Source organism: Mycobacterium sp. OAE908 (assembly GCF_017872775.1).
GTDB lineage: Bacteria > Actinomycetota > Actinomycetes > Mycobacteriales > Mycobacteriaceae > Mycobacterium.
Genome location: NZ_JAGGJL010000001.1, coordinates 3,226,233 through 3,245,264 on the forward strand (window position 1 = coordinate 3,226,233; position 19,032 = coordinate 3,245,264).

26 protein-coding genes are annotated in these 19,032 nt (G+C 65.7%); 17 read left to right on the top strand and 9 right to left on the bottom strand.

What is annotated here, in order from left to right:
• The first annotated feature begins 319 nt into the window (after window positions 1-319).
• The 10 genes from rplN (at window position 320) to rplO (ending at window position 4,519) form a co-directional block, all read left to right on the top strand.
• Window positions 320-688: a 50S ribosomal protein L14 gene (rplN, locus tag J3E61_RS15785; protein WP_015305035.1), complete on the top strand. Its 369-nt coding sequence runs from the start codon at window positions 320-322 to the stop codon at window positions 686-688.
• Window positions 689-1,006 (top strand): 50S ribosomal protein L24, encoded by a 318-nt coding sequence (gene rplX, locus J3E61_RS15790; RefSeq protein ID WP_192722051.1) that lies wholly within the window; start codon window positions 689-691, stop codon window positions 1,004-1,006.
• Window position 1,007: 1 nt separating this feature from the next.
• On the top strand, window positions 1,008-1,571 hold the full coding sequence (rplE, locus tag J3E61_RS15795; protein WP_192722050.1) for a 50S ribosomal protein L5: 564 nt from the start codon (window positions 1,008-1,010) through the stop codon (window positions 1,569-1,571).
• A 4-nt stretch (window positions 1,572-1,575) separates the two neighbouring features.
• On the top strand, window positions 1,576-1,761 hold the full coding sequence (locus J3E61_RS15800; protein WP_006245130.1) for a type Z 30S ribosomal protein S14: 186 nt from the start codon (window positions 1,576-1,578) through the stop codon (window positions 1,759-1,761).
• A gap of 82 nt (window positions 1,762-1,843) precedes the next feature.
• Window positions 1,844-2,242, top strand: a complete 399-nt coding sequence (gene rpsH / locus J3E61_RS15805) for a 30S ribosomal protein S8 (RefSeq protein ID WP_192722049.1) — start codon at window positions 1,844-1,846, stop codon at window positions 2,240-2,242.
• Window positions 2,243-2,255: 13 nt separating this feature from the next.
• Window positions 2,256-2,795, top strand: a complete 540-nt coding sequence (gene rplF / locus J3E61_RS15810) for a 50S ribosomal protein L6 (RefSeq protein ID WP_210084184.1) — start codon at window positions 2,256-2,258, stop codon at window positions 2,793-2,795.
• Between the two features lie 39 nt (window positions 2,796-2,834).
• A complete protein-coding gene (gene rplR / locus J3E61_RS15815) occupies window positions 2,835-3,203 on the top strand; it encodes a 50S ribosomal protein L18 (RefSeq protein WP_192722471.1) in 369 nt (122 codons plus the stop codon).
• Between the two features lie 25 nt (window positions 3,204-3,228).
• Window positions 3,229-3,894 carry a 30S ribosomal protein S5 gene (rpsE, locus tag J3E61_RS15820; protein ID WP_192722047.1) on the top strand — a complete coding sequence of 222 codons (666 nt, stop codon included), beginning with the start codon at window positions 3,229-3,231 and terminating at the stop codon, window positions 3,892-3,894.
• A gap of 2 nt (window positions 3,895-3,896) precedes the next feature.
• Entirely contained in the window at window positions 3,897-4,076 is a 180-nt protein-coding gene (gene rpmD / locus J3E61_RS15825) for a 50S ribosomal protein L30 (protein ID WP_192722046.1), read from the top strand.
• A 2-nt stretch (window positions 4,077-4,078) separates the two neighbouring features.
• Window positions 4,079-4,519: a 50S ribosomal protein L15 gene (gene rplO, locus J3E61_RS15830; protein ID WP_192722045.1), complete on the top strand. Its 441-nt coding sequence runs from the start codon at window positions 4,079-4,081 to the stop codon at window positions 4,517-4,519.
• Between the two features lie 48 nt (window positions 4,520-4,567).
• On the opposite strand, the gene J3E61_RS15835 is transcribed toward rplO, so the two are convergent.
• Together J3E61_RS15835 and J3E61_RS15840 are read right to left on the bottom strand one after the other, a co-directional pair.
• Window positions 4,568-4,909, bottom strand: coding sequence for a PE-PGRS family protein (locus tag J3E61_RS15835; RefSeq protein ID WP_192722044.1), 342 nt, complete (start codon window positions 4,907-4,909; stop codon window positions 4,568-4,570).
• Between the two features lie 63 nt (window positions 4,910-4,972).
• Window positions 4,973-5,905, bottom strand: a complete 933-nt coding sequence (locus J3E61_RS15840; protein WP_210084185.1) for an LLM class flavin-dependent oxidoreductase — start codon at window positions 5,903-5,905, stop codon at window positions 4,973-4,975.
• A 17-nt stretch (window positions 5,906-5,922) separates the two neighbouring features.
• Between J3E61_RS15840 and J3E61_RS15845 the strand changes: the two genes are divergently transcribed.
• From J3E61_RS15845 to J3E61_RS15860, 4 genes are read left to right on the top strand one after another with little or no spacing between them, the layout of a single operon-like run.
• Window positions 5,923-6,273, top strand: a complete 351-nt coding sequence (locus J3E61_RS15845) for a nuclear transport factor 2 family protein (RefSeq protein WP_210084186.1) — start codon at window positions 5,923-5,925, stop codon at window positions 6,271-6,273.
• Window positions 6,274-6,299: 26 nt separating this feature from the next.
• A complete protein-coding gene (gene sppA / locus J3E61_RS15850) occupies window positions 6,300-8,096 on the top strand; it encodes a signal peptide peptidase SppA (RefSeq protein WP_210084187.1) in 1,797 nt (598 codons plus the stop codon).
• Between the two features lie 28 nt (window positions 8,097-8,124).
• Window positions 8,125-8,889: an SDR family oxidoreductase gene (locus J3E61_RS15855; RefSeq protein WP_210084188.1), complete on the top strand. Its 765-nt coding sequence runs from the start codon at window positions 8,125-8,127 to the stop codon at window positions 8,887-8,889.
• The gene (locus tag J3E61_RS15860) at window positions 8,886-10,097 is read left to right on the top strand and encodes a zinc-binding dehydrogenase (protein ID WP_210084189.1); all 1,212 of its coding nucleotides are present in this window, start codon (window positions 8,886-8,888) and stop codon (window positions 10,095-10,097) included. The genes J3E61_RS15855 and J3E61_RS15860 overlap by 4 nt, the downstream gene beginning before the upstream one ends.
• Here the strand turns inward: J3E61_RS15860 and J3E61_RS15865 are convergent.
• On the bottom strand, window positions 10,094-10,942 hold the full coding sequence (locus J3E61_RS15865) for a helix-turn-helix domain-containing protein (RefSeq protein ID WP_192722038.1): 849 nt from the start codon (window positions 10,940-10,942) through the stop codon (window positions 10,094-10,096). The two genes, J3E61_RS15860 and J3E61_RS15865, sit on opposite strands and share 4 nt — an antisense overlap.
• Before the next feature lie 65 nt (window positions 10,943-11,007).
• Between J3E61_RS15865 and J3E61_RS15870 the strand changes: the two genes are divergently transcribed.
• A complete protein-coding gene (locus tag J3E61_RS15870) occupies window positions 11,008-11,679 on the top strand; it encodes a class I SAM-dependent methyltransferase (RefSeq protein WP_210084190.1) in 672 nt (223 codons plus the stop codon).
• 79 nt (window positions 11,680-11,758) lie between these two features.
• On the opposite strand, the gene J3E61_RS15875 is transcribed toward J3E61_RS15870, so the two are convergent.
• Window positions 11,759-12,415, bottom strand: coding sequence for an L-fuculose-phosphate aldolase (locus J3E61_RS15875; RefSeq protein ID WP_192722036.1), 657 nt, complete (start codon window positions 12,413-12,415; stop codon window positions 11,759-11,761).
• Window positions 12,412-13,389 (bottom strand): 3-phosphoglycerate dehydrogenase, encoded by a 978-nt coding sequence (locus J3E61_RS15880; protein WP_192722035.1) that lies wholly within the window; start codon window positions 13,387-13,389, stop codon window positions 12,412-12,414. The genes J3E61_RS15875 and J3E61_RS15880 overlap by 4 nt, the downstream gene beginning before the upstream one ends.
• Before the next feature lie 21 nt (window positions 13,390-13,410).
• On the opposite strand from J3E61_RS15880, the gene J3E61_RS15885 reads away from it, so the two are divergent.
• On the top strand, window positions 13,411-14,742 hold the full coding sequence (locus J3E61_RS15885; protein ID WP_210084191.1) for a xylulose kinase: 1,332 nt from the start codon (window positions 13,411-13,413) through the stop codon (window positions 14,740-14,742).
• 10 nt (window positions 14,743-14,752) lie between these two features.
• On the opposite strand, the gene J3E61_RS15890 is transcribed toward J3E61_RS15885, so the two are convergent.
• A complete protein-coding gene (locus J3E61_RS15890; protein WP_192722470.1) occupies window positions 14,753-15,376 on the bottom strand; it encodes a TetR family transcriptional regulator in 624 nt (207 codons plus the stop codon).
• A 248-nt stretch (window positions 15,377-15,624) separates the two neighbouring features.
• Complete coding sequence (locus J3E61_RS15895) at window positions 15,625-15,894, bottom strand: hypothetical protein (RefSeq protein WP_210084192.1); 270 nt, start codon at window positions 15,892-15,894, stop codon at window positions 15,625-15,627.
• A 448-nt stretch (window positions 15,895-16,342) separates the two neighbouring features.
• Between J3E61_RS15895 and J3E61_RS15900 the strand changes: the two genes are divergently transcribed.
• The gene (locus J3E61_RS15900) at window positions 16,343-18,244 is read left to right on the top strand and encodes a PD40 domain-containing protein (RefSeq protein ID WP_210085586.1); all 1,902 of its coding nucleotides are present in this window, start codon (window positions 16,343-16,345) and stop codon (window positions 18,242-18,244) included.
• 73 nt (window positions 18,245-18,317) lie between these two features.
• On the opposite strand, the gene J3E61_RS15905 is transcribed toward J3E61_RS15900, so the two are convergent.
• Both J3E61_RS15905 and J3E61_RS15910 read right to left on the bottom strand, forming a co-directional pair.
• On the bottom strand, window positions 18,318-18,707 hold the full coding sequence (locus J3E61_RS15905) for a hypothetical protein (RefSeq protein WP_210084193.1): 390 nt from the start codon (window positions 18,705-18,707) through the stop codon (window positions 18,318-18,320).
• A 6-nt stretch (window positions 18,708-18,713) separates the two neighbouring features.
• Window positions 18,714-19,031 carry a hypothetical protein gene (locus J3E61_RS15910; protein ID WP_210084194.1) on the bottom strand — a complete coding sequence of 106 codons (318 nt, stop codon included), beginning with the start codon at window positions 19,029-19,031 and terminating at the stop codon, window positions 18,714-18,716.
• Between the last annotated feature and the right edge of the window lies 1 nt (window position 19,032).

Consider the following 19,032-nt stretch of genomic DNA (forward strand, 5'->3'; position numbering starts at 1 on the left):
GATGTAATACGCCCAGGTGAACGCGTGAAAGACGGCAGGTGTTGACGATATTTCGGGGTGTGCCGCCCCCGCTCACCGCGAACGTGGGTTACCCGCACGCTTCAGGGCCAGAATGTGTGCGGGTAACCCACGTTCGCGGCACAGATGAGGTGACCAGCGGCGATTTGGTTCCTCGCAGGTCCTCACCTAGAATCAACGGGTTGCCTTGGGCAGACCTCGGTCGTCGTAAGAAGACCCTGCGTGCCCTTCGGAAACAGCAAGACCGCGCATGTCAGGTCGGAATCTGCCATGCACACATTAACCAGGTCGAGGAGATCGAGTGATTCAGCAGGAATCGCGGCTGAAGGTCGCCGACAACACGGGCGCCAAGGAGATCTTGTGCATCCGTGTGCTCGGCGGCTCGTCGCGGCGCTACGCCGGCATCGGCGACATCATCGTGGCAACCGTCAAGGACGCCATCCCCGGTGGCAACGTCAAGCGGGGTGAGGTGGTCAAGGCCGTCGTCGTGCGCACCGTCAAGGAGCGCCGCCGCGCCGACGGCAGCTACATCAAGTTCGACGAGAACGCCGCCGTCATCATCAAGGCGGACAACGACCCGCGTGGCACGCGCATCTTCGGCCCGGTCGGCCGGGAACTGCGCGAGAAGCGCTTCATGAAGATCGTCTCGCTCGCCCCGGAGGTGTTGTAGATGAACGTCCACAAGGGCGACACCGTGCTCGTCATCTCGGGCAAGGACAAGGGCGCCAAGGGCAAGGTCCTGGTGGCCTACCCCGACCGCAACAAGATCCTCGTCGAGGGCGTGAACCGGATCAAGAAGCACACCCCCGTTTCGCGCACTGAGCGCGGGGCGTCCTCCGGCGGCATCGTCACCCAGGAAGCGCCGATCCACGTCAGCAACGTGATGTTGCTCGACTCCGACGGCAAGCCAACCCGCGTCGCCTTCCGCCGCGACGACGAGACCGGCAAGAAGGTTCGCGTCGCCAAGACCAATGGCAAGGACATCTGAGATGACTACCGCTGAGAAGACTCTGCCGCGGCTCAAGCAGCGCTACCGCGACGAGATCCGCGACTCGCTGCAAAAAGAGTTCAACTTCGCCAACGTCATGCAGATCCCCGGCGTGGTGAAGGTCGTCGTCAACATGGGTGTCGGCGACGCCGCCCGGGACGCCAAGCTCATCAACGGCGCGGTCAACGACCTCGCGCTGATCACCGGCCAGAAGCCGGAGATCCGCAAGGCGCGCAAGTCCATCGCACAGTTCAAGCTGCGCGAGGGCATGCCGATCGGCGCGCGCGTCACGCTGCGTGGCGACCGGATGTGGGAGTTCCTCGACCGGCTGATCTCGATCGCACTGCCGCGTATCCGCGACTTCCGCGGCCTGTCGCCCAAGCAGTTCGACGGCACCGGCAACTACACCTTCGGCCTGACCGAGCAGTCGATGTTCCACGAGATCGACGTCGACTCGATCGACCGGACGCGTGGCATGGACATCACCGTCGTCACCTCGGCGACGAACGACGACGAAGGACGAGCGCTGCTGCGCGCCCTCGGCTTCCCCTTCAAGGAGAACTGAACAGATGGCAAAGAAGGCTCTGGTCAACAAGGCCAACAAGAAGCCCAAGTTCAAGGTGCGCGGCTACACGCGTTGCAATAGGTGCGGTCGCCCGCACGCGGTCTACCGCAAGTTCGGGCTGTGCCGCATCTGCCTGCGCGAGATGGCGCATGCCGGCGAACTGCCCGGCGTCCAGAAGTCCAGCTGGTAAGCGAACCAGACCACAACATTCGAAACAGGTTGCGGTAGGCCCCAACTGAGGGAACCGCCGCGAGGAAGGTGAACCGGCTGTCATGACCATGACGGACCCGATCGCAGACTTCTTGACACGTCTGCGCAACGCCAATTCGGCGTACCACGACGAGGTGACCCTGCCGCACAGCAAGATCAAGGCGAACATCGCCGAGATCCTCAAGGCGGAGGGCTACATCACCGACTACCACACCGAGGATGCCCGCGTGGGCAAGGCGCTGGTAGTGCAATTGAAGTACGGCCCGAGCCGTGAACGAAGCATTGCGGGGCTGCGCCGGGTGTCGAAGCCAGGCCTGCGCGTCTATGCGAAATCCACCAATCTGCCCCGCGTTCTGGGCGGCCTCGGCGTGGCGATCATCTCCACGTCCTCAGGTCTGCTCACCGACCGCCAGGCAGCACGACAGGGCGTGGGCGGCGAAGTCCTCGCTTACGTCTGGTGAGGGAGAAGTAGACATGTCGCGTATTGGTAAGCAACCGGTCCTGGTGCCGTCCGGGGTCGACGTAACGATCGACGGCCAGAACGTGTCGGTCAAGGGACCGAAGGGCACGCTGGAACTTGCGGTCGCCGAGCCGATTTCGGTGTCGCGCAACGACGACGGCGCCATCGTGGTGACCCGGCCCGACGACGAGCGGCGCAACCGCTCGCTGCACGGGTTGTCGCGCACGTTGGTGGCCAACCTCGTCACGGGCGTGACCGAGGGCTACACCATCAAGATGGAGATCTTCGGCGTCGGCTACCGCGTGGTGGCCAAGGGCAGTGACCTCGAGTTCGCCCTCGGCTACAGCCACCCGGTACTGATCAACGCACCGGAAGGTGTCACCTTCGCGGTGGAGACGCCGACGAAGTTCTCGATCACGGGTATCGACAAGCAGAAGGTCGGCCAGATCGCGGCCAACATCCGCCGCCTGCGGAAGAGCGACCCCTACAAGGGCAAGGGCATCCGCTACGAGGGTGAGCAGATCCGCCGCAAGGTCGGAAAGACGGGCAAATAGGTCATGGCAACTAAGACAACTGAGTCCGCGCGTAAGCCGGTGGGCCAGAACATTTCTGCGACCAGGCGGGTCGCGCGACTGCGTCGGCACGCCCGGCTCCGCAAGAAGATCGAGGGCACGGCCACCACGCCGCGTCTGGTGGTCAACCGCTCGTCGCGGCACATCCACGTGCAACTGGTGGATGACCTCACCGGCACCACGCTGGCAGCCGCGTCGTCGATCGAGGCCGACGTGCGCGCCGTCGACGGTGACAAGAAGGCCCACAGCGTGCGGGTCGGACAGCTGATCGCCGAGCGCGCCAAGGCCGCAGGCATCGAGCAGGTCGTGTTCGACCGCGGCGGCTACACCTACGGTGGCCGCATCGCGGCGCTGGCCGACGCGGCTCGCGAAGGCGGGCTGAAGTTCTAATGACTGTTAACGAGAGGACTGCATGATGGCCGAGCAGGCTGGCGCCGCTCCGGCGCAGGACAATCGCGGCGGTCGCGGTGACCGCGACGGCCGGGGTCGACGTGACGACCGTGGTGGCCGTGGCGGCCGCGACGGTGGCGAGAAGAGCAATTACCTTGAGCGCGTCGTCGCGATCAACCGCGTCTCCAAGGTCGTCAAGGGTGGCCGGCGGTTCAGCTTCACCGCGCTGGTGATCGTCGGCGACGGCAACGGCATGGTCGGCGTCGGCTACGGCAAGGCCAAGGAAGTTCCCGCCGCGATCGCCAAGGGTGTCGAGGAGGCCCGCAAGGGCTTCTTCCGTGTCCCGCTGATCGGCGGGACCATCGTCCATCCGGTCCAGGGTGAGGCCGCAGCTGGTGTGGTAATGCTGCGCCCGGCGAGCCCGGGTACCGGTGTGATCGCCGGTGGCGCGGCGCGCGCAGTGCTGGAATGCGCTGGCGTGCACGACATCCTGGCCAAGTCGCTGGGTAGCGACAACGCGATCAACGTGGTGCATGCCACCGTCGCCGCGCTGAAGATGTTGCAGCGCCCGGAAGAGGTCGCGGCACGCCGCGGGCTGCCCATCGAGGATGTGGCGCCGCCCAGCATGCTGCGGCAGCGCCGGGAGGCCGACGCGTTGGCCGCGGCGGCCGCACGTGAAGGGTCCGCATAACCATGGCAGAGCTCAAGATCACCCAGGTGCGCAGCACCATCGGTGCGCGCTGGAACCAGCGCGAAAGCCTGCGGACGTTGGGGCTGCGGAAGATCCGCCAGTCCGTCGTCCGTGAGGACAACGCGCAGACGCGCGGTCTGATCAAGGCCGTGCATCACCTCGTCGAGGTTGAAGAGGTATAGCAATGACCATCAAACTGCATGACCTGAAGCCCGCCCCGGGCTCGAAGACCGCCAAGACCCGCGTGGGTCGCGGCGAGGGCTCCAAGGGCAAGACCGCCGGCCGCGGTACCAAGGGCACCAAGGCCCGCAAGAACGTCCCCGCGACGTTCGAGGGCGGCCAGATGCCGATCCACATGCGGCTGCCGAAGCTCAAGGGCTTCCGTAACCGGTTCCGCACCGAATACGAGGTCGTCAACGTCGGCGACATCAACAAGCTGTTCCCCAAGGGCGGCGACATCGGTGTCGACGAGCTGGTGGCCGCCGGTGCGGTGCGCAAGAACTCGTTGATCAAGGTGCTCGGTGACGGCAAGTTGACCGTGAAGGTCAACGTCACCGCACACAAGTTCAGCGGCAGTGCCCGCGACAAGATCACATCCGCGGGCGGTTCCGCGACCGAGCTTTAGTTCGCGCACTGGGCCCCGCACGCTTTGGCGTGGCGGGGCCCTTTTGCGTTACTGGCCCCAGTTGAAGCAGCCGACGCCGGGCACGCAGCCGCCGCCGCCCCATGGGCCGCCGTGGCCGCACACGCCCTCAGCGGTACAGCCGCCGCCGCCCAACGGGCCGCCGTTGCCGCACGTGCCGTCTGGCGTACAGCCGCTGCCGCCCTGCGGGCCGCCGTTGCCGCAGGTGCCCTGATAGCAGCCGTCACCGCCGGGGTCGAGCGGAATCGTGATGCCGGAGATGCCCGCCGCCGCCGCATAGGACTCCGCGGCAGCCACCGGCGCCGCGAAGATTGCCGTCGCGGCCGCACCCGCCATGACCAGCGGTGCAACAAATTTCAGTCTCGCGATCATGATTCCGGTTTTACCACCAAGATCACAAACTTAAAACAGCTAATTTTCAGCAACAGCTGTGAGTCAGCTGAGCTGCGGGATCACTTCCGCAGCAAGCCGTTCCATCTGCTCACGGTCCTCGGCGACGGTCGCACCAACCGGGTTGAGCAGGATCATCTCGGCCCCGGCGTCGATCACCTCGCGAAGCCCGCGGACCACGTCGGCGACGCCGCCGTACACCGGAACCGCCGAGAAGTCGATGCCCGGCAAGTCGCCATAGATTCGGTCCAACCCGGCGAGTACCCGCTCACGGGCGCGCGCAGTGTCGTCGTCAATGGTCAGGTAGACGCGCTTGGCGATTCTGAATTGCGTTGCGTCCTTACCTTGTTCGTCGAGTTCGCGATGGACGACCTTCACCGCTTCCGCGAAGTTGGCCGTGGTCGACGAGCCTGCGCCCATGAAGGCGTCGCCCAGACGCACCGCGCGGGCAACGGCCTTCGGTGCACTTCCGCCGAACCACAGGGGCGGGTGCGGGCGTTGTACGGGCTTCGGCTGAATCTGCAGACCTTCGACATCGCGGAAGCGGCCGTGAAATGTCACCGTCGGACCCTCGGACCAGGCGGCCTCCATCAACTCCAGGCCCTCGGTGAAATACCTGACGAACGTGGCCTTCTCGACGCCGAACGCCGAGAACGGCCGGAAGTTGCCGCCATGACCGACGCCGACGTCGAGTCGGCCGTGGCTGAGCTGGTCCACCGCGGTGATCGCGGATGCCAGCTGAAGCGGGTCGTGCATAGAGGTGATGAGCACCGCCACCCCCAGCCGCAACCGGGTGGTGTGCGCAGCGGCCCATGAGAGCAATTGCAGGGGCGCGAGAGATGGTGCGGGACCGACGATTTGCTCCAGCGTCCAGCCGCCTTCGAACCCGAGCTCTTCTGCCCGCTCGAGATAACTGCTCGTGCCCTCGGCGTCGAAACCGTCCGCTGCGCGCTGGGGGATCGAAATGGAAAAGTCCATCCATCTACCGTAAGCGGGTGCCCGACATCGTCGAGAGGTATCTGAACGCGATCGCGTCGCACCATTGGGACGTAGTCGACGAGTGCATAGCCGCCGACATCGTTCGCGTCGGGCCCTATGGGGACCGCTATGCCGGACGTGACGAGTATCTCGCCTTCATTGCCGACCTGATGCCGAGGCTCGAGGGCTATGAGATGAAACTCGAGCGGGTGACCCATGCGAGCGATGCGCTGGCATTCGTCGAGCTCAGGGAAACCGTCGAGGTCGACGGCAAGCCGATGGTCACCCCGGAAGTGCTCGTCTTCGGGCTCGACGGCGACGGGCGCATCGCGCGCGTCGACATCTACATCCAGACGCAGGCGGGCTAGCACCCGCGCATCGGTACGCTCAAATCATGTTTGCTTTCCTGTCCGGCATCCCTGGCGCCGACGAGCTCCGCAATCTGGCCCAGCGGGTAGACACCGCTCGGCATCACGGCGTTCCGAGCGGGTGCGTGCTCGAACTGGATCTCCAGGCGATGCCGCACGAGACCGGTGGGTTCGATCCGCTCGCGATGATCGTCAGTGGCGGCAAACCGCTGCTGTTGCGCGAAGCCGTCGCAGCCATTCACCGCGCCGCCGAAGACCCACGGGTGGCCGGGCTCATTGCACGCGTGCAGATTCCCGCCGCGGCTGCCGGCCCGGTGCAGGAACTGCGCGACGCGATCACCGCCTTCAGCGATGTCAAGCCGTCGCTTGCGTGGGCCGAGACATATCCCGGCACGCTGTCGTACTACCTGGCTTCGGCGTTCCGTGAGGTCTGGATGCAGCCGTCGGGGACCGTCGGCCTCATCGGTTTCGCCACCAACGCGCTGTTTCTGCGCGACGCGCTCGACAAGGCCGGCGTCGAGGCTCAGTTCATCGCACGTGGCGAATACAAGTCCGCGGCAAACCTTTTCACGCAAGACCGATATACCGACGCGCATCGCGAGGCTGACAGCCGATTGATCGAGAGCCTGCGCTCCCAGGTGTGGCAGGCCGTCGCGGCGTCACGTCATCTGGACGCCGCAGAGGTTGACGCGCTCGCCGACAAGGCGCCACTGCTGCGCGACGACGCCGTCACCGGACGGCTGGTCGACCGCATCGGCTTCCGTGACGAGGCCTACGCGCGTATCGCTGAACTCGTTGGCGCACCGGGCATTTCGCCCGAGACCGGGGATGCCGACTCCGACGACGCACCGCCGCGGCTGTTTCTGTCGCGGTACGCACGCGCCTCCGCGTCTCGGCCGATGCCACCAACGCCGCCGATGCCGGGACGCAAGGCGAAGCCGAAGATCGCCGTGGTCACGCTGCACGGCCCGATCGTCAGCGGCAGGGGTGGACCTCAGCTGTTGCCGCTTGGCGGCTCGAACGCAGGCGGTGACACGATCGCGGCGGCCCTGCGTGAGGCCGCCGCCGACGACTCGGTGTCGGCGATCGTGTTGCGGGTGGACAGCCCTGGCGGCTCGGTCACCGGCTCGGAAACCGTATGGCGCGAAGTGAATCGGGTGCGCGACGGCGGTAAACCCGTCGTCGCATCCATGGGTGCGGTTGCGGCGTCCGGCGGGTACTACGTGTCGATGTCGGCCGACGCCATCGTCGCGAATCCGGGAACGATCACCGGTTCGATCGGTGTGGTCACCGGCAAGCTGGTGGCGCGCGAGCTCAAGGACCGCCTCGGTGTCGGATCGGATTCGGTGCGCACCAACCCCAACGCCGATGCGTGGTCGATGAACCAGCCGTTCACCGACGAGCAGCACGCTCACGTCGAGGCAGAGGCCGACCTGTTCTACACCGACTTCGTCGAGCGGGTGGCCAAGGGCCGCAAGATGACCGTCGAGGCGGTCGACGCGATCGCGCGCGGCCGGGTCTGGACCGGTGCCGATGCGTTGGAGCGGGGACTGGTCGACGAACTCGGCGGGTTGCGTGCGGCTATCACCCGCGCGAAGGTGCTGGCCGGACTGGAACCTGACGCCGATGTCCGCGTGGTCGGTTACCCCGGTTCGTCGCTGATGGACATGCTGCGGCCCAAGGCGTCATCGCAGCCCGCTGCCGCGTCGTTGCCGGACGCGGTCGGCGCGCTTGTCGGCCGCTCGGTGGCCGGCGTGTTGAGCCAAGCCGAACAATCGTTGACCGGCGTCAGCGCCCTCTGGCTCGGCGAATACCGCTTCTAACCGTCACCGAATAGGCCAGCCTGGAGGGATGGCGTTCGCTGCGCACGGAAAACGGGTGCTGATCACCGGCGCGTCATCCGGGGTGGGCGCCGCGCTTGCCCGGGCACTCGCCGCGGATGGGGCGATCGTCGGGCTGATCGCGCGTCGGGAGGGACGACTGGCCGAGGTGCTCGCCGGTTGCCGGGAGACGTCGCCCGACTCGCAGATGTGGGTGGCCGACGTGGCCGATGACGCCGGTGAGTTGGGGCGCCAGGTTTGGGCGGCGCTTGGCGGGCTCGACGTCCTGGTCAACAATGCGGCGGTGCCGAAGCGCCGGGCCGTTTCTGCGTTGACGCCCGACGAAGTGGAAGCCGTGATGCGGGTGAACTTCTTCGCCCCGATGCGGTTGACGTTGGCGGTGCTGCCACGAATGCTCGAGCGCGGTTCGGGGATGATCGTGAATGTGTCAAGTGTCGGCGGCCGGCTTGGCATCATTCATGAATCTGCTTACTGTGCAAGCAAGTTCGCGCTGTGCGGCTGGAGCGAGTCGCTTGCGGTCGATCTGTACGGCTCAGGCGTAGCGGTAAAGCTGATCGAGCCCGGACCTGTCGACACCGAAATATGGGACCAGCCCGACAACGACGATCCGATCTACGACGGACCCAAGTTCAGCCCGGATGAGGTCGCCGCCGGCATCATTGCCGCGCTCGGCAGCGCTGGGTTCGAGCATTACGCCCCTGACATGAAGGCGGTAGTCGACCTCAAGAACGCCGATATCGACACCTACATCGCCGGAGCGGCGGGCATGGCATGAGGGCGTTGGTCTTTGGTGTGCCGCCTGAACCGGTTGAGGTGCCCGATGCTCTCGCGCAGTCGCCGGTCGGTTTGCGTGACGTGCCAGATCCTGTTCTGTTGCACGATGATTGGGTGATCACCCGGCCGCGGCTGACGGGTATCTGCGGCTCGGACTCCAAGCAGATCCTGCTCGACTTCGGCGAGGGTGACGCGGACAACGCGTTGGCGGCGTTCTGCTCCTTTCCGCAAGTGATGGGCCACGAGGTCGTCGCCGATGTGGTCTCACTGGGCCCAGCGGCGCGCGGACTCGAGCCAGGACAGCGCGTCGTGCTCAACCCGTGGCTGTCGTGTGGCCCGCGCGGCATCGAACCCCATTGTGCGGCATGCGAAGTCGGCGACTACAACCTGTGCTGGAGCTTCACCGATGGCGACATCAAGCCCGGCATCCACACGGGCGTATCCGCCGACGCAACCGGGGGATACGCCGAATTGATGCCGGCCCACGACAGCATGTTGTTCGCGGTGCCGGATTCGGTGCCCGACGAAGTCGCGGTGTTCGCAGACCCGTTCTCGGTGTCGCTGCATGCGATCACGCGACATCCGCCCCCGCCGTCGGGCCGGGCCGTCGTGTACGGCGCGGGCTCTCTGGGGCTGTGCGCGGTCGCCGTGTTACGGGCGCTGTATCCGCAGGTGGCGATCGCGGTGGTGGCGCGGTTCGAGGCCCAGGCGGCATTGGCGCGTCGGATGGGCGCAGACCTCGTGTTGGCGCACGAACCCCGACTGGCCGTCGTTGAAGAAGTGGCGGCGTGGGGCGGGGGACGGTTGCGCCAGCCGTTGCAGGGCCTGCCGATGGCGTATCCCGGTGCGGTCGACGTCGTCTATGACACGGTCGGCAAGCCGGAGACGTTCGAAGTGGGCGTGCGCGTGCTCAAGGCGCGAGGAACGCTGGTGAAGATGGGTGTGCACGCGCCGGGACGGTGGGAGTGGAGCCCGCTGTACTTCAAGGAGATCAGCTGGGTGGGCTCCAACGCGTTCGGCGTCGAGGAAGTCGAGGGCAGGCGTAAGCACGCCATTGCGCACTACCTCGAGCTGGTTCTCGACGGCCGAGTTGACCTGCGCCCCATGCTGACTCACACCTTCCGGCTCGAGCAGTGGCGAGAGGCATTCCTTGCAATCGCGAATCAGGGAGAAAGCGGCGCCGTCAAGGTAGCCTTCGATTTTCGCTAGGCGGACCGATCGCGCCATTCCCGTGGCGATGCGCCGTGCGTGCGGCGGAACTGCCTGCTGAAATATCCAGGATCTGAGATGCCCACGCGCCGAGCGATTTCCGCGACCGATAATTCAGTTTCAGACAGCAGGCCGCGAGCTTCGGCCATGCGCCGTTCGATGATCCACTCCTGTACGGTGCGTCCGGTACGTCGGCGCACGACGGTAGTCAGATGTCCTGGCGTCACTCCCAGTTCCGCCGCGACGTCGCGTAGCGACAGCGGCTCGCTGAGGTGTCGATCGATCACCGTGAACACCTCGGCCAGCAGGGGTTCGCCGCTTCGTCTGAGGTCGCCTACCACGTCACTGGCCAGGCGTGCGACGTCGATCAGCAGAAGTGTCAGATGTGCCAGTGCCGCCTGCCGGTAGCCCTCGTCGCGGGCGGCCAGTTCGGTCTCGATCGACGCGATTGCGGCGGACCACAGCGGTTTTCGCGCCGAGGGCACCGTCAGCTGAAGCAGTCCGCTGGGCTGGCCGTGGACGAACGGGAACAGCAGTGGGTGTGCACGCCACGACGGCCACGGCGATCGTCCGTCGCCGTCGAGCGCGGCAGGATCGAAGAAGACGCCTAGCCCGCTGTCCCGGTGCGGAACCCGGTTGGGGTCGACGGCCGCGCCCGGTGCCACCACGTACACCACACCAGCCGCATCCGAGTACCAGAGCACCGGGAAATCGTGGATGTGCACCTCGTGCTCGAGGATGCCGTCGGCTCGGATGACCGAGACAGGAGGCGTGTCGGAGTCGGCCCGGTATTGATAGACAGGCACTCCGTTGCGATGACGGACCACCCGAGACGGCGAGGGCATACGACCAAAGATAGTCCAACTATTGCCGATGATCACCCAACACCTATGTGTAACTTCAGGCAACTATGGGTCATATGACCGAACATCGTCCACATACGGCCACCGAACATGACTACATTCCCGCCGCCGGTCGCGATGCATTCCTACCCGGCTATGACCTGCTGACCCGGGCACTGGGCATGAACAAGGGTTACGACGCGATTGTCGCGCAGGCCGATCTCACCGACGGGTTGCGGGTCCTCGAGATCGGGTGCGGAACGGGCAACGTCACCCTCCGTGCCAAGCGGGCCGCACCGAGCGCGGACGTGGTGGCGACCGATCCCGACCCGCTCGCTCTCGCGCGGGCGCAGCGCAAACTCAGCGGACTGCCCGGTGTCCGTTTCGAGCGCGCCTACGCGCAGCAGTTGCCATTTGAGGAGGGTCAATTCGATCGGGTGCTGTCGTCGATGATGCTGCATCACCTGGACACCGACACGAAAGCTGCTGCGGCAGCGGAGATGTACCGCGTCCTGCGGCCAGGCGGCATTGTGCATATTGTCGATATCGGCGGCCCGATGACGGCGAGCGATGGATTCATGGCACGCCGCATGCTCCGCAATCCGCACATCCTCGGCAGCCTCGGCGACGCGATCCCCCGGTTGTTGCGGTCGGTCGGGTTCGACGCGAGCGTGGTCGCTTCGCGACCGCAGCGCTTCATCGGACGGTTGACGTTCTATCGCGGCGTGCGCACGTCCTAAGCACCTACGCGAGCGACCACTTTTGTACGGAATTCGACGGCGTGTCGTGGGCAGACACGGTCGCTCGTGGGATAGGCGACTACATCGGGTTTTGGCGCAGGTAGCCGTACACCGCGCCGAAGTTCTGGTTGACCTCATCGGGAATCGGCACGGGGCCGCCGAGAGCCCGTGCGCCCCAAACGATTTGGGCTGTCCGCTCGACCAGCGCCGTCACATGCAACACCTTGTCGGGGCGGGGGCCCACCGCGACTAGTCCATGGTTGGCGATCAATGCCGCTGCGCGGCCCTCCAACGCCTTCACCGCGTTGGCGCCGACATCCGGTGTGCCCGACGCCGCGTAATCGGCGCAGCGAATCTCACCGCCGCAGTACACCGCGAACTCATCGACGGCCGCAGGGATGGGTTGGTGGGCGACGGCGAACATGGTGGCCCACACCGGATGGCTGTGGATCACGCTGCCAATGTCGTCGAAGGCTTGGTAGCACGACAGGTGCAGCTTCATCTCCGACGACGGTGCCCGGCCCTCCTTGGCCTCTAGGACAGCACCGTCGGGGTCGACCACGACGAGGTCTTCCAGCGCCATGTCGGCGTAGTCGACCGACGACGGCGTGATGACGAGGTTGCCGTCCTCCCTGCGCGCGGAGATGTTGCCCGCGGTGCCCTCGACCAGTCCGCGCCGCAGCATGTCCTTGGCGGCGGCCAGCACTGCGTCTGCCGCGTTGTCGACGAACCTCATCGATCCAGCACCTCCGGGTTGACGATGTGCGCGGGCATGCGTCCGGACAGGAGCGACTCGACGCCGTCGGCGACGACCTGAGCCTGCCGGGCCTCAGTGTTCCACGTAGCTCCACCGATATGCGGTGTCAGGACCACGTTGGCCATGCCCACTAGTGGGTGATCCGTCGGCAGCCACTCACCGACGAAGTGGTCGAGCCCCGCGGCGGCGACCTTGCCACTGCGCAGCGCGTCGACAAGGGCGTCGGTGTCGTGCAGCTGGGCCCTCGCGCTGTTGAGGAAGACGACGCCGTCGCGCATCGCCCCGAACTGTGCCGCTCCGATCATGCCGGCGGTCTCGTCGGTCACCGGCGCGTGCAGCGACACGATGTCCGATTCGGCGAGCAGGTCGTCGAGGCTGTGGCTGGCGTCGTCGTTGTAGGGGTCGTACGCGATGACATTGGCCCCGAGCCCTTCCAGCCGCCACTTCAGGGCCCGCGCCACCGCGCCGAGCCCGACCAAACCCGCGGTCTGCCCCGCCACCTCCCACGCCCGGAACCGCTGGTAGGGGATTGTGCCGTCGCGAAACGCCTGGCCCGCCCTGACATCTGCGTCGGCGGTGAGGAGGTGACGGGTGACGCCGAACAGCAGCGCGATCGTCATCTCGGCAACGGCGTCGGCATTGCGGCCCGGGGTGTAGAGCACCGGGACACCGGCCTTCGTGGCGGCTGAGACATCGACGTTGTTCGGGTCGCCGCGGGTCGAGGCGACGACCCGCAGGGGCAGGTCGAACACTGGCCCGCTGACCGAATCGCTCTCGACCACAAGCACATCCGCGTGCTCGGCCGACGCCCGCTCGGCTAGTTGTTCGGCGGAGTAGATCCGCAGCGGTGTCTGGTCGATCCAGGGGTCGTAGACGACGTCAGCCAGCTCGCGCAGCTTCTCGAAACCGGGCCCGCGCAAAGGAGCTGTCACGAGGGCCCGAAGTCGCGTCACGAATGATCATGCTGGCGTACGGTGGCCCGGGTGTCAGCAAAAGCGGTCACAATCGGCATCGACATCGGCACCACCGCCGTCAAAGCCGTGGCCGCCGATGAGGACGGCCGGGTGGTCGCCAGGACACGGATTCCTCATCAACTCCGGGTGCCCGCTCCCGACTGTCTCGAGCACGATGCCGATGAGGCGTGGCGGCGCGGGCCGTTGGCCGCAGTCGAGCAGTTGGCCAGACCCGATGCCGCCGCGGTGGCCGTGACGGCGATGGTGCCGTCGCTGACCGCCGTCGATGACGTCGGTCGGCCGGTGACATCCGGTCTGCTCTATGGCGACACCAGGGGCAGGGGAGCGGCGTTCGGTGACGCGTCGATGTTCTCCGGCGAGACCATCGAGTTCTTGCGCTGGACGGCGCAAAAGGCACCCAATGCGTTGGGGTACTGGCCGGCAAGTGCGGTCGCGAACCATGCGTTGGCCGGTGAGGCAGTCATCGACAACGCCACCGCGAGCACGGCCTATCCCTTGTTCGACGGCACCCGTTGGGACGAGGAACGGTGCGCGAAGTGCGGCGCGACGGCCGACCGCATGCCGATCGTCGCGCCGACGGGCACCGCCATCGGGCATCTGCGCGGTAGTGACGTTGTGCTGGCGGCGGGTTCGGTCGACGCACTGTGTGAGCAGCTGGTCGCCGGTGCTGATCGGGATGGCGATGTCGTTGTGCTCTGCGGCACCACCCTGATCGTGTGGATCACCATTCCCGAATACCGCGAAGTGCCGGGGCTGTGGACCGTGCCGCACTCGACGGGGGGCAAGTTTCAGATCGGCGGGCCGAGCAATGCGGGCGGCCTGTTCCTCAGCTGGGTGGATAGTCTTGTGGCCGAGGATAATTCGGTGGTCGACCCGGGACGCGTGCCGGTGTGGTCGCCGTATGTGCGCGGCGAGCGCGTACCGTATCACGACCCGGATCGCCGTGCGGTGCTCGACGGTTTGAACCTCACGCACGGCGGGGCTGCGGTGCGCCGCGCGGGCTATGAAGCGTCGGGTTTCGTTGTGCGCCAACTCATCGAGTTGAGTGGAGCACCCGCCACGAGGATCGTGGCCACGGGGGGCGGCACGCGGGTCCAACCGTGGATGCAGGCGTTGGCCGACGCCACCGGCCTACCTGTCGAGGTCTCCGCCGTGCCTGAGGGCGCGGCGTTGGGCGCAGCCTTCATCGGCAGGGTCGCGGCAAGCTTGGAGACCTCGGTTACCGACGCGGCCCGGTGGGCGTCGGCGGATCGCGTCCTCGAACCAGATCCGTTGTGGACCAACGCAGTACACGACCGCTACGTCCGCTTCCGCGGACTCGCGGGACCGTGAGCTGAGCCAGTCACGCGTCGGCCAAGAAGTCCTTCCAGCGGCCCCCAGCGTGTTCGATCCGCTTCGGCGCTCGTGAGTCACCGTCGCTGCGGCGGGCTGGTTGGCGCAGACCGAGCATGCGTCGACCGAGGCCGGCAAGTTCCTCGACAAGTGACCGCTCGTCTATGTCGTCTGGTGCGCCGGTGGCCGCGCCGGCAAGCCCAGTGAAAACTGCTGTGGCCTTGATGACTCCCGTGGGCCCTGAGTCAAGTTGCATCAGCAGTGTCAGCTGACGTGTGATCAGGTCGCCCCATTCCGGTTGTGACTGCAGTACCTGATGAACGCTTGGATCAAAGACCATGACCGCGGCGAGCGACCGGTTCTTGGCGACGACACCCGCGAAGCCCTGCACCATGGCATCCATCCGAGTCCGCGGCGTCTGCTGACCCTCCGCCGTCTCAACGACCAGCCGGATCTGTTGTAGGAGTGGCTCCATCAGCGCGATGAGCAGCTGATCGCGGGTTCGGAAGTGGTAGTAGATGGCTGCCTTCGTGAACCCGAGTTCGTCAGCGATCATCTGCAGCGACGTGCCGGCGAAGCCGTGCTGGCTGATCAGCGCCACCGCGACGTCCAGCAGCCGCTGCCGGGTGTCGATCGTGTTGTCGGCACCGTCGATCTTGGCGGATGTCACTGCTCACCTCCTGTGGAGTAAGTGAACCACGCCCCAGACGATCGGCAAGTTATCGCCATACAAACGGCCATTAGGGGCTTGACACTCGACAAGCACCAGCTTTACGGTCAGCAAGTAAGCACTTTACGGTCGGCAAGTGAATCGCTGCGTCGAACGTTCACTTCGAGGTACTTGGGGATGAGTATGTGCGCACCGATTTCGCACGTGAGCTCCTACGGCCGCCATGTAGGTCGAGTTGGGGCCCTGGCCGCGGCCTTGGGGATCGGGGTGATGTTGGTTGCCTCGCCGGCTGTGGCTACGGCCGACACTTCGAGCGCAGCGTCGACGTCGCAAGACAGTTCGGCGACCAACGCGGATTCCAGCTCGTCGGCGGCCACGCCGAGCAGCGGAACCTCCACTGCGACGTCGACAGATAGCGGCTCGACCTCAACCGGCTCCGGACCGACTTCGGCAGCTACCGGCCCGCCTGCGGCCGGCGGCACATCGACCTCCGGTGCAACGTCGTCCAGTACTCAGGTTGGGTCGGGTGTCACCGTCAGTAGCAGTGGTGGAGCGCACACCAGCACCACCGAACCGGCAGCATCGACCCCTCCTGCGTCGACCAGCCCTGAGGTTCAACCAGAGCTGCCGGTGTCCCCAACGCCTGCGCCTGAGTCGGAGCAGCCGGCATCGAAGCCCGTTGTGCCCGAATCGAACTCGAAACACACCGCTGCTGTCGCTGCTGCGTCGGCGCCTTCGTCACCGACGACGTCGGTTGCAGCTGTCAAGGTCGTCGCCGAGCGCGCGGCCACGGCGACCACGTCAACCACGATCACTGCTGCGGAGGCGGAGCAGGCACCTGGCGCCACCAGCACGCTCGCTGCTGCGATCACACCGGTCACCGCTCCGGTCGCACCGACGGCTCAACTCGCGATTCCGGTCACCGGAGTCGTGGGATTCCTCAACGCCGTTGTCACCAATCTGCTGAAGCCGTTCCTGGCGCCGGCCCCCGATTCGCCGGAGCCGTTGACTCCGGCGGTGTGGGCGGTGCTGGCTTGGGTGCGACGCAATCTGTTCAATCAGTCGCCGACCATCAACTACAACCCGACGACGACGGTGCAGACCGGTCAGACCGTCACCGGCAAGATCGGGGCCACCGACGCCGAGGGTGATCCGTTGACCTACAAGGTCACTCAGGCGCCGCAGCACGGCACGCTGACGATAGATCAAGCGACGGGCAACTTCACCTACACGCCCAACGACATCAATTATGATGCGGCACAAACCGATTCGTTCACTGTGTCGGTCACCGACGGCAAGTTCAACCTGCTGGGACTGTTCACCCCGCACGGCGACCAGGAAACCATCGGCGTCACAGTGCTCAACCCCACCGTCGAACGCGTCATCCTGAACTTGCCCAACAACATATCCAACCCGAACCGGCCACGCTTCTCTGCCGACGGACAATCCCTCTACTTCAGCGCCCAACCGGTAGTCGGTGGCCGCCAGGAGGTCTACCAAATCGGGATCGATGGCACCGACCTCAGATGCGTGACCTGTGGTGTCAGTACGAGCATCACGGGCGACCTGCAGAAGCCCTTACCGTTCGAAGACGGTTCCGGGCGGGTTCTGATTCGGATCACAACCGGCCCAGACAAGTACACGTACGTGATTTTCGAAGACGGTGTCGCCGGCAAGCAGTTGGTTCCCCTCACCACGCCGGACAGTCCGACGTTTGTCGTTGATCGGCAACGCGAGGTGAAGGTTTCGCCCGACGGAACGCACCTGTTGTTCAGCCGATTGGAGTTAGGCACCAACGGCTACGTCGCTATCGTCCCGGTCGTGGGCACCTTGGTGCGCACTGGGAACGGATACGTCATCGATGACGCGCGTGTGGTCGCACCTTACGGCGAAGGTAAGTCGTGGACGCCCGATGGTAAGAGTGTGATCATTCAGGGCGGGCAGTACGACGCAGGCAACGTCGACGCCATCAAGGTCGACCTTGCCACGGGGAACATCACCCGGGAGACCGCCGGTCTGGATTACGAAGAGAACGTCTTCGAATCGCCCAACGGGCAGTGGATTGTCGCCGGGAGTACGCGAGGGCTTGACGCGCTGACGCCAATGTCGCGGATCGTACGGCCGGCATTCCTGCCGGCCTACATCGTCGGCCCGGTGTACCTCGCCTATGCCTCGCCCGTGAACGTTTCGAATCAAGCATGGGTGGTCGCGATCGACGATGAGCTCAAGCGAGAAAACGGCCTCCCACTGATCGTCGAGGGCGACGGATATGCCGGGCAGAGCATGCCTGGCTGGAGCCCCACCGGGAACGCGGTCGCCTTCTGGGAGCAGAGCAAGGATGATCCGACCGACACGCGTCTCGTCATCGCCAACCTGAAGTACACGACGAGCGTCGGAGGGGTAGAGGGTGACAAGTCGACCCCGCAACTGTCGTCGACCATGCCCAAGCTGAGCACGTACGTTCCCAGTGCCCCTGCCCTGCCGCCGACAGGCACGTACGCCGGGGCCGGGGGCGGCACGGCCACGGTGACCGAGGCCCCCGACCCGACGCAGGCCGGCCACACCATCCGCACCGTCGTTTACTCCGACTACGTCAACGAAGACGGAATGGTCCTCAACGGCACCGAATCAACCAACATCACCGCCAACCAACTCTCCATCCACTACACCGCCAACATCACGGTCACCGGAACGCACACCGGCTACCTGCGCGGTGATGCGACGGTCGTGAACCGCCAAACACTGAACGGCTACATCACTTCCGAACTTGATGGAGACGTGCAAAGCATCTTGGACCCGGCCGACGTAGCTGCCGCGCAATCGGGCGTCTAACTACCCACCAATCGGAAGCACTCAAGGAGGATCACATGAGGACATCGACTTCCGACGTCAGCACCTATGGACGTTATATCGGTCGCGTCGGTGCATTGGCCGCGGCGTTGGGTATCGGGGTGATGGTCGTTACTTCGCCAGGTCTGGCGAGCGCGGACACTTCGAGCACATCGTCGACGTCGCAAGACAGTTCGGCGACCAACACGGAATCCAGCTCGTCGGCGTCGGCCCCACCGAGCACTGGAACGTCCACTACGACGACGACAGATAGCGGCTCATCCACCACCGGCGTCGGATCAACGTCGACCGCTACCGGCACGGCCACGGCTGGCGCAACATCGACGTCCGGCACGACGTCGTCGACTACCCAGGTTGGGCCGGGTGTGACTGTGAGTAGCAGCGGTGGGGCGCACACCAGCACCACCGAACCGGCAGCATCGACCCCTCCTGCGCCGACTAGCACGGAGGCTCAACCGGAGCTGCCAGTTACCTCGGCGCCTGAGCCGGAGCAGCCGGCGTCGAAGCCCGTTGAGCCCGAAGCGAACTCGAAGAAGTCCGCGGCCGTCACCGCTGCGGTCACCGCTGCGTCTGCGCCGTCCTCGCCGACATCATCGGTTGCAGCTGTCAAGGTCGTCACCGAACAACCGTCCGCGACGGCCACCACATCACGGTCTGTCACTGCTGCGGAGGCGGAGGAGGCACCTGGCACCACCAGCACGCTCGCTGCTGCGATCACACCGGTCACCGCTCCGGTCGCACCGACGGCGCAACTCGCGATTCCCGTCACC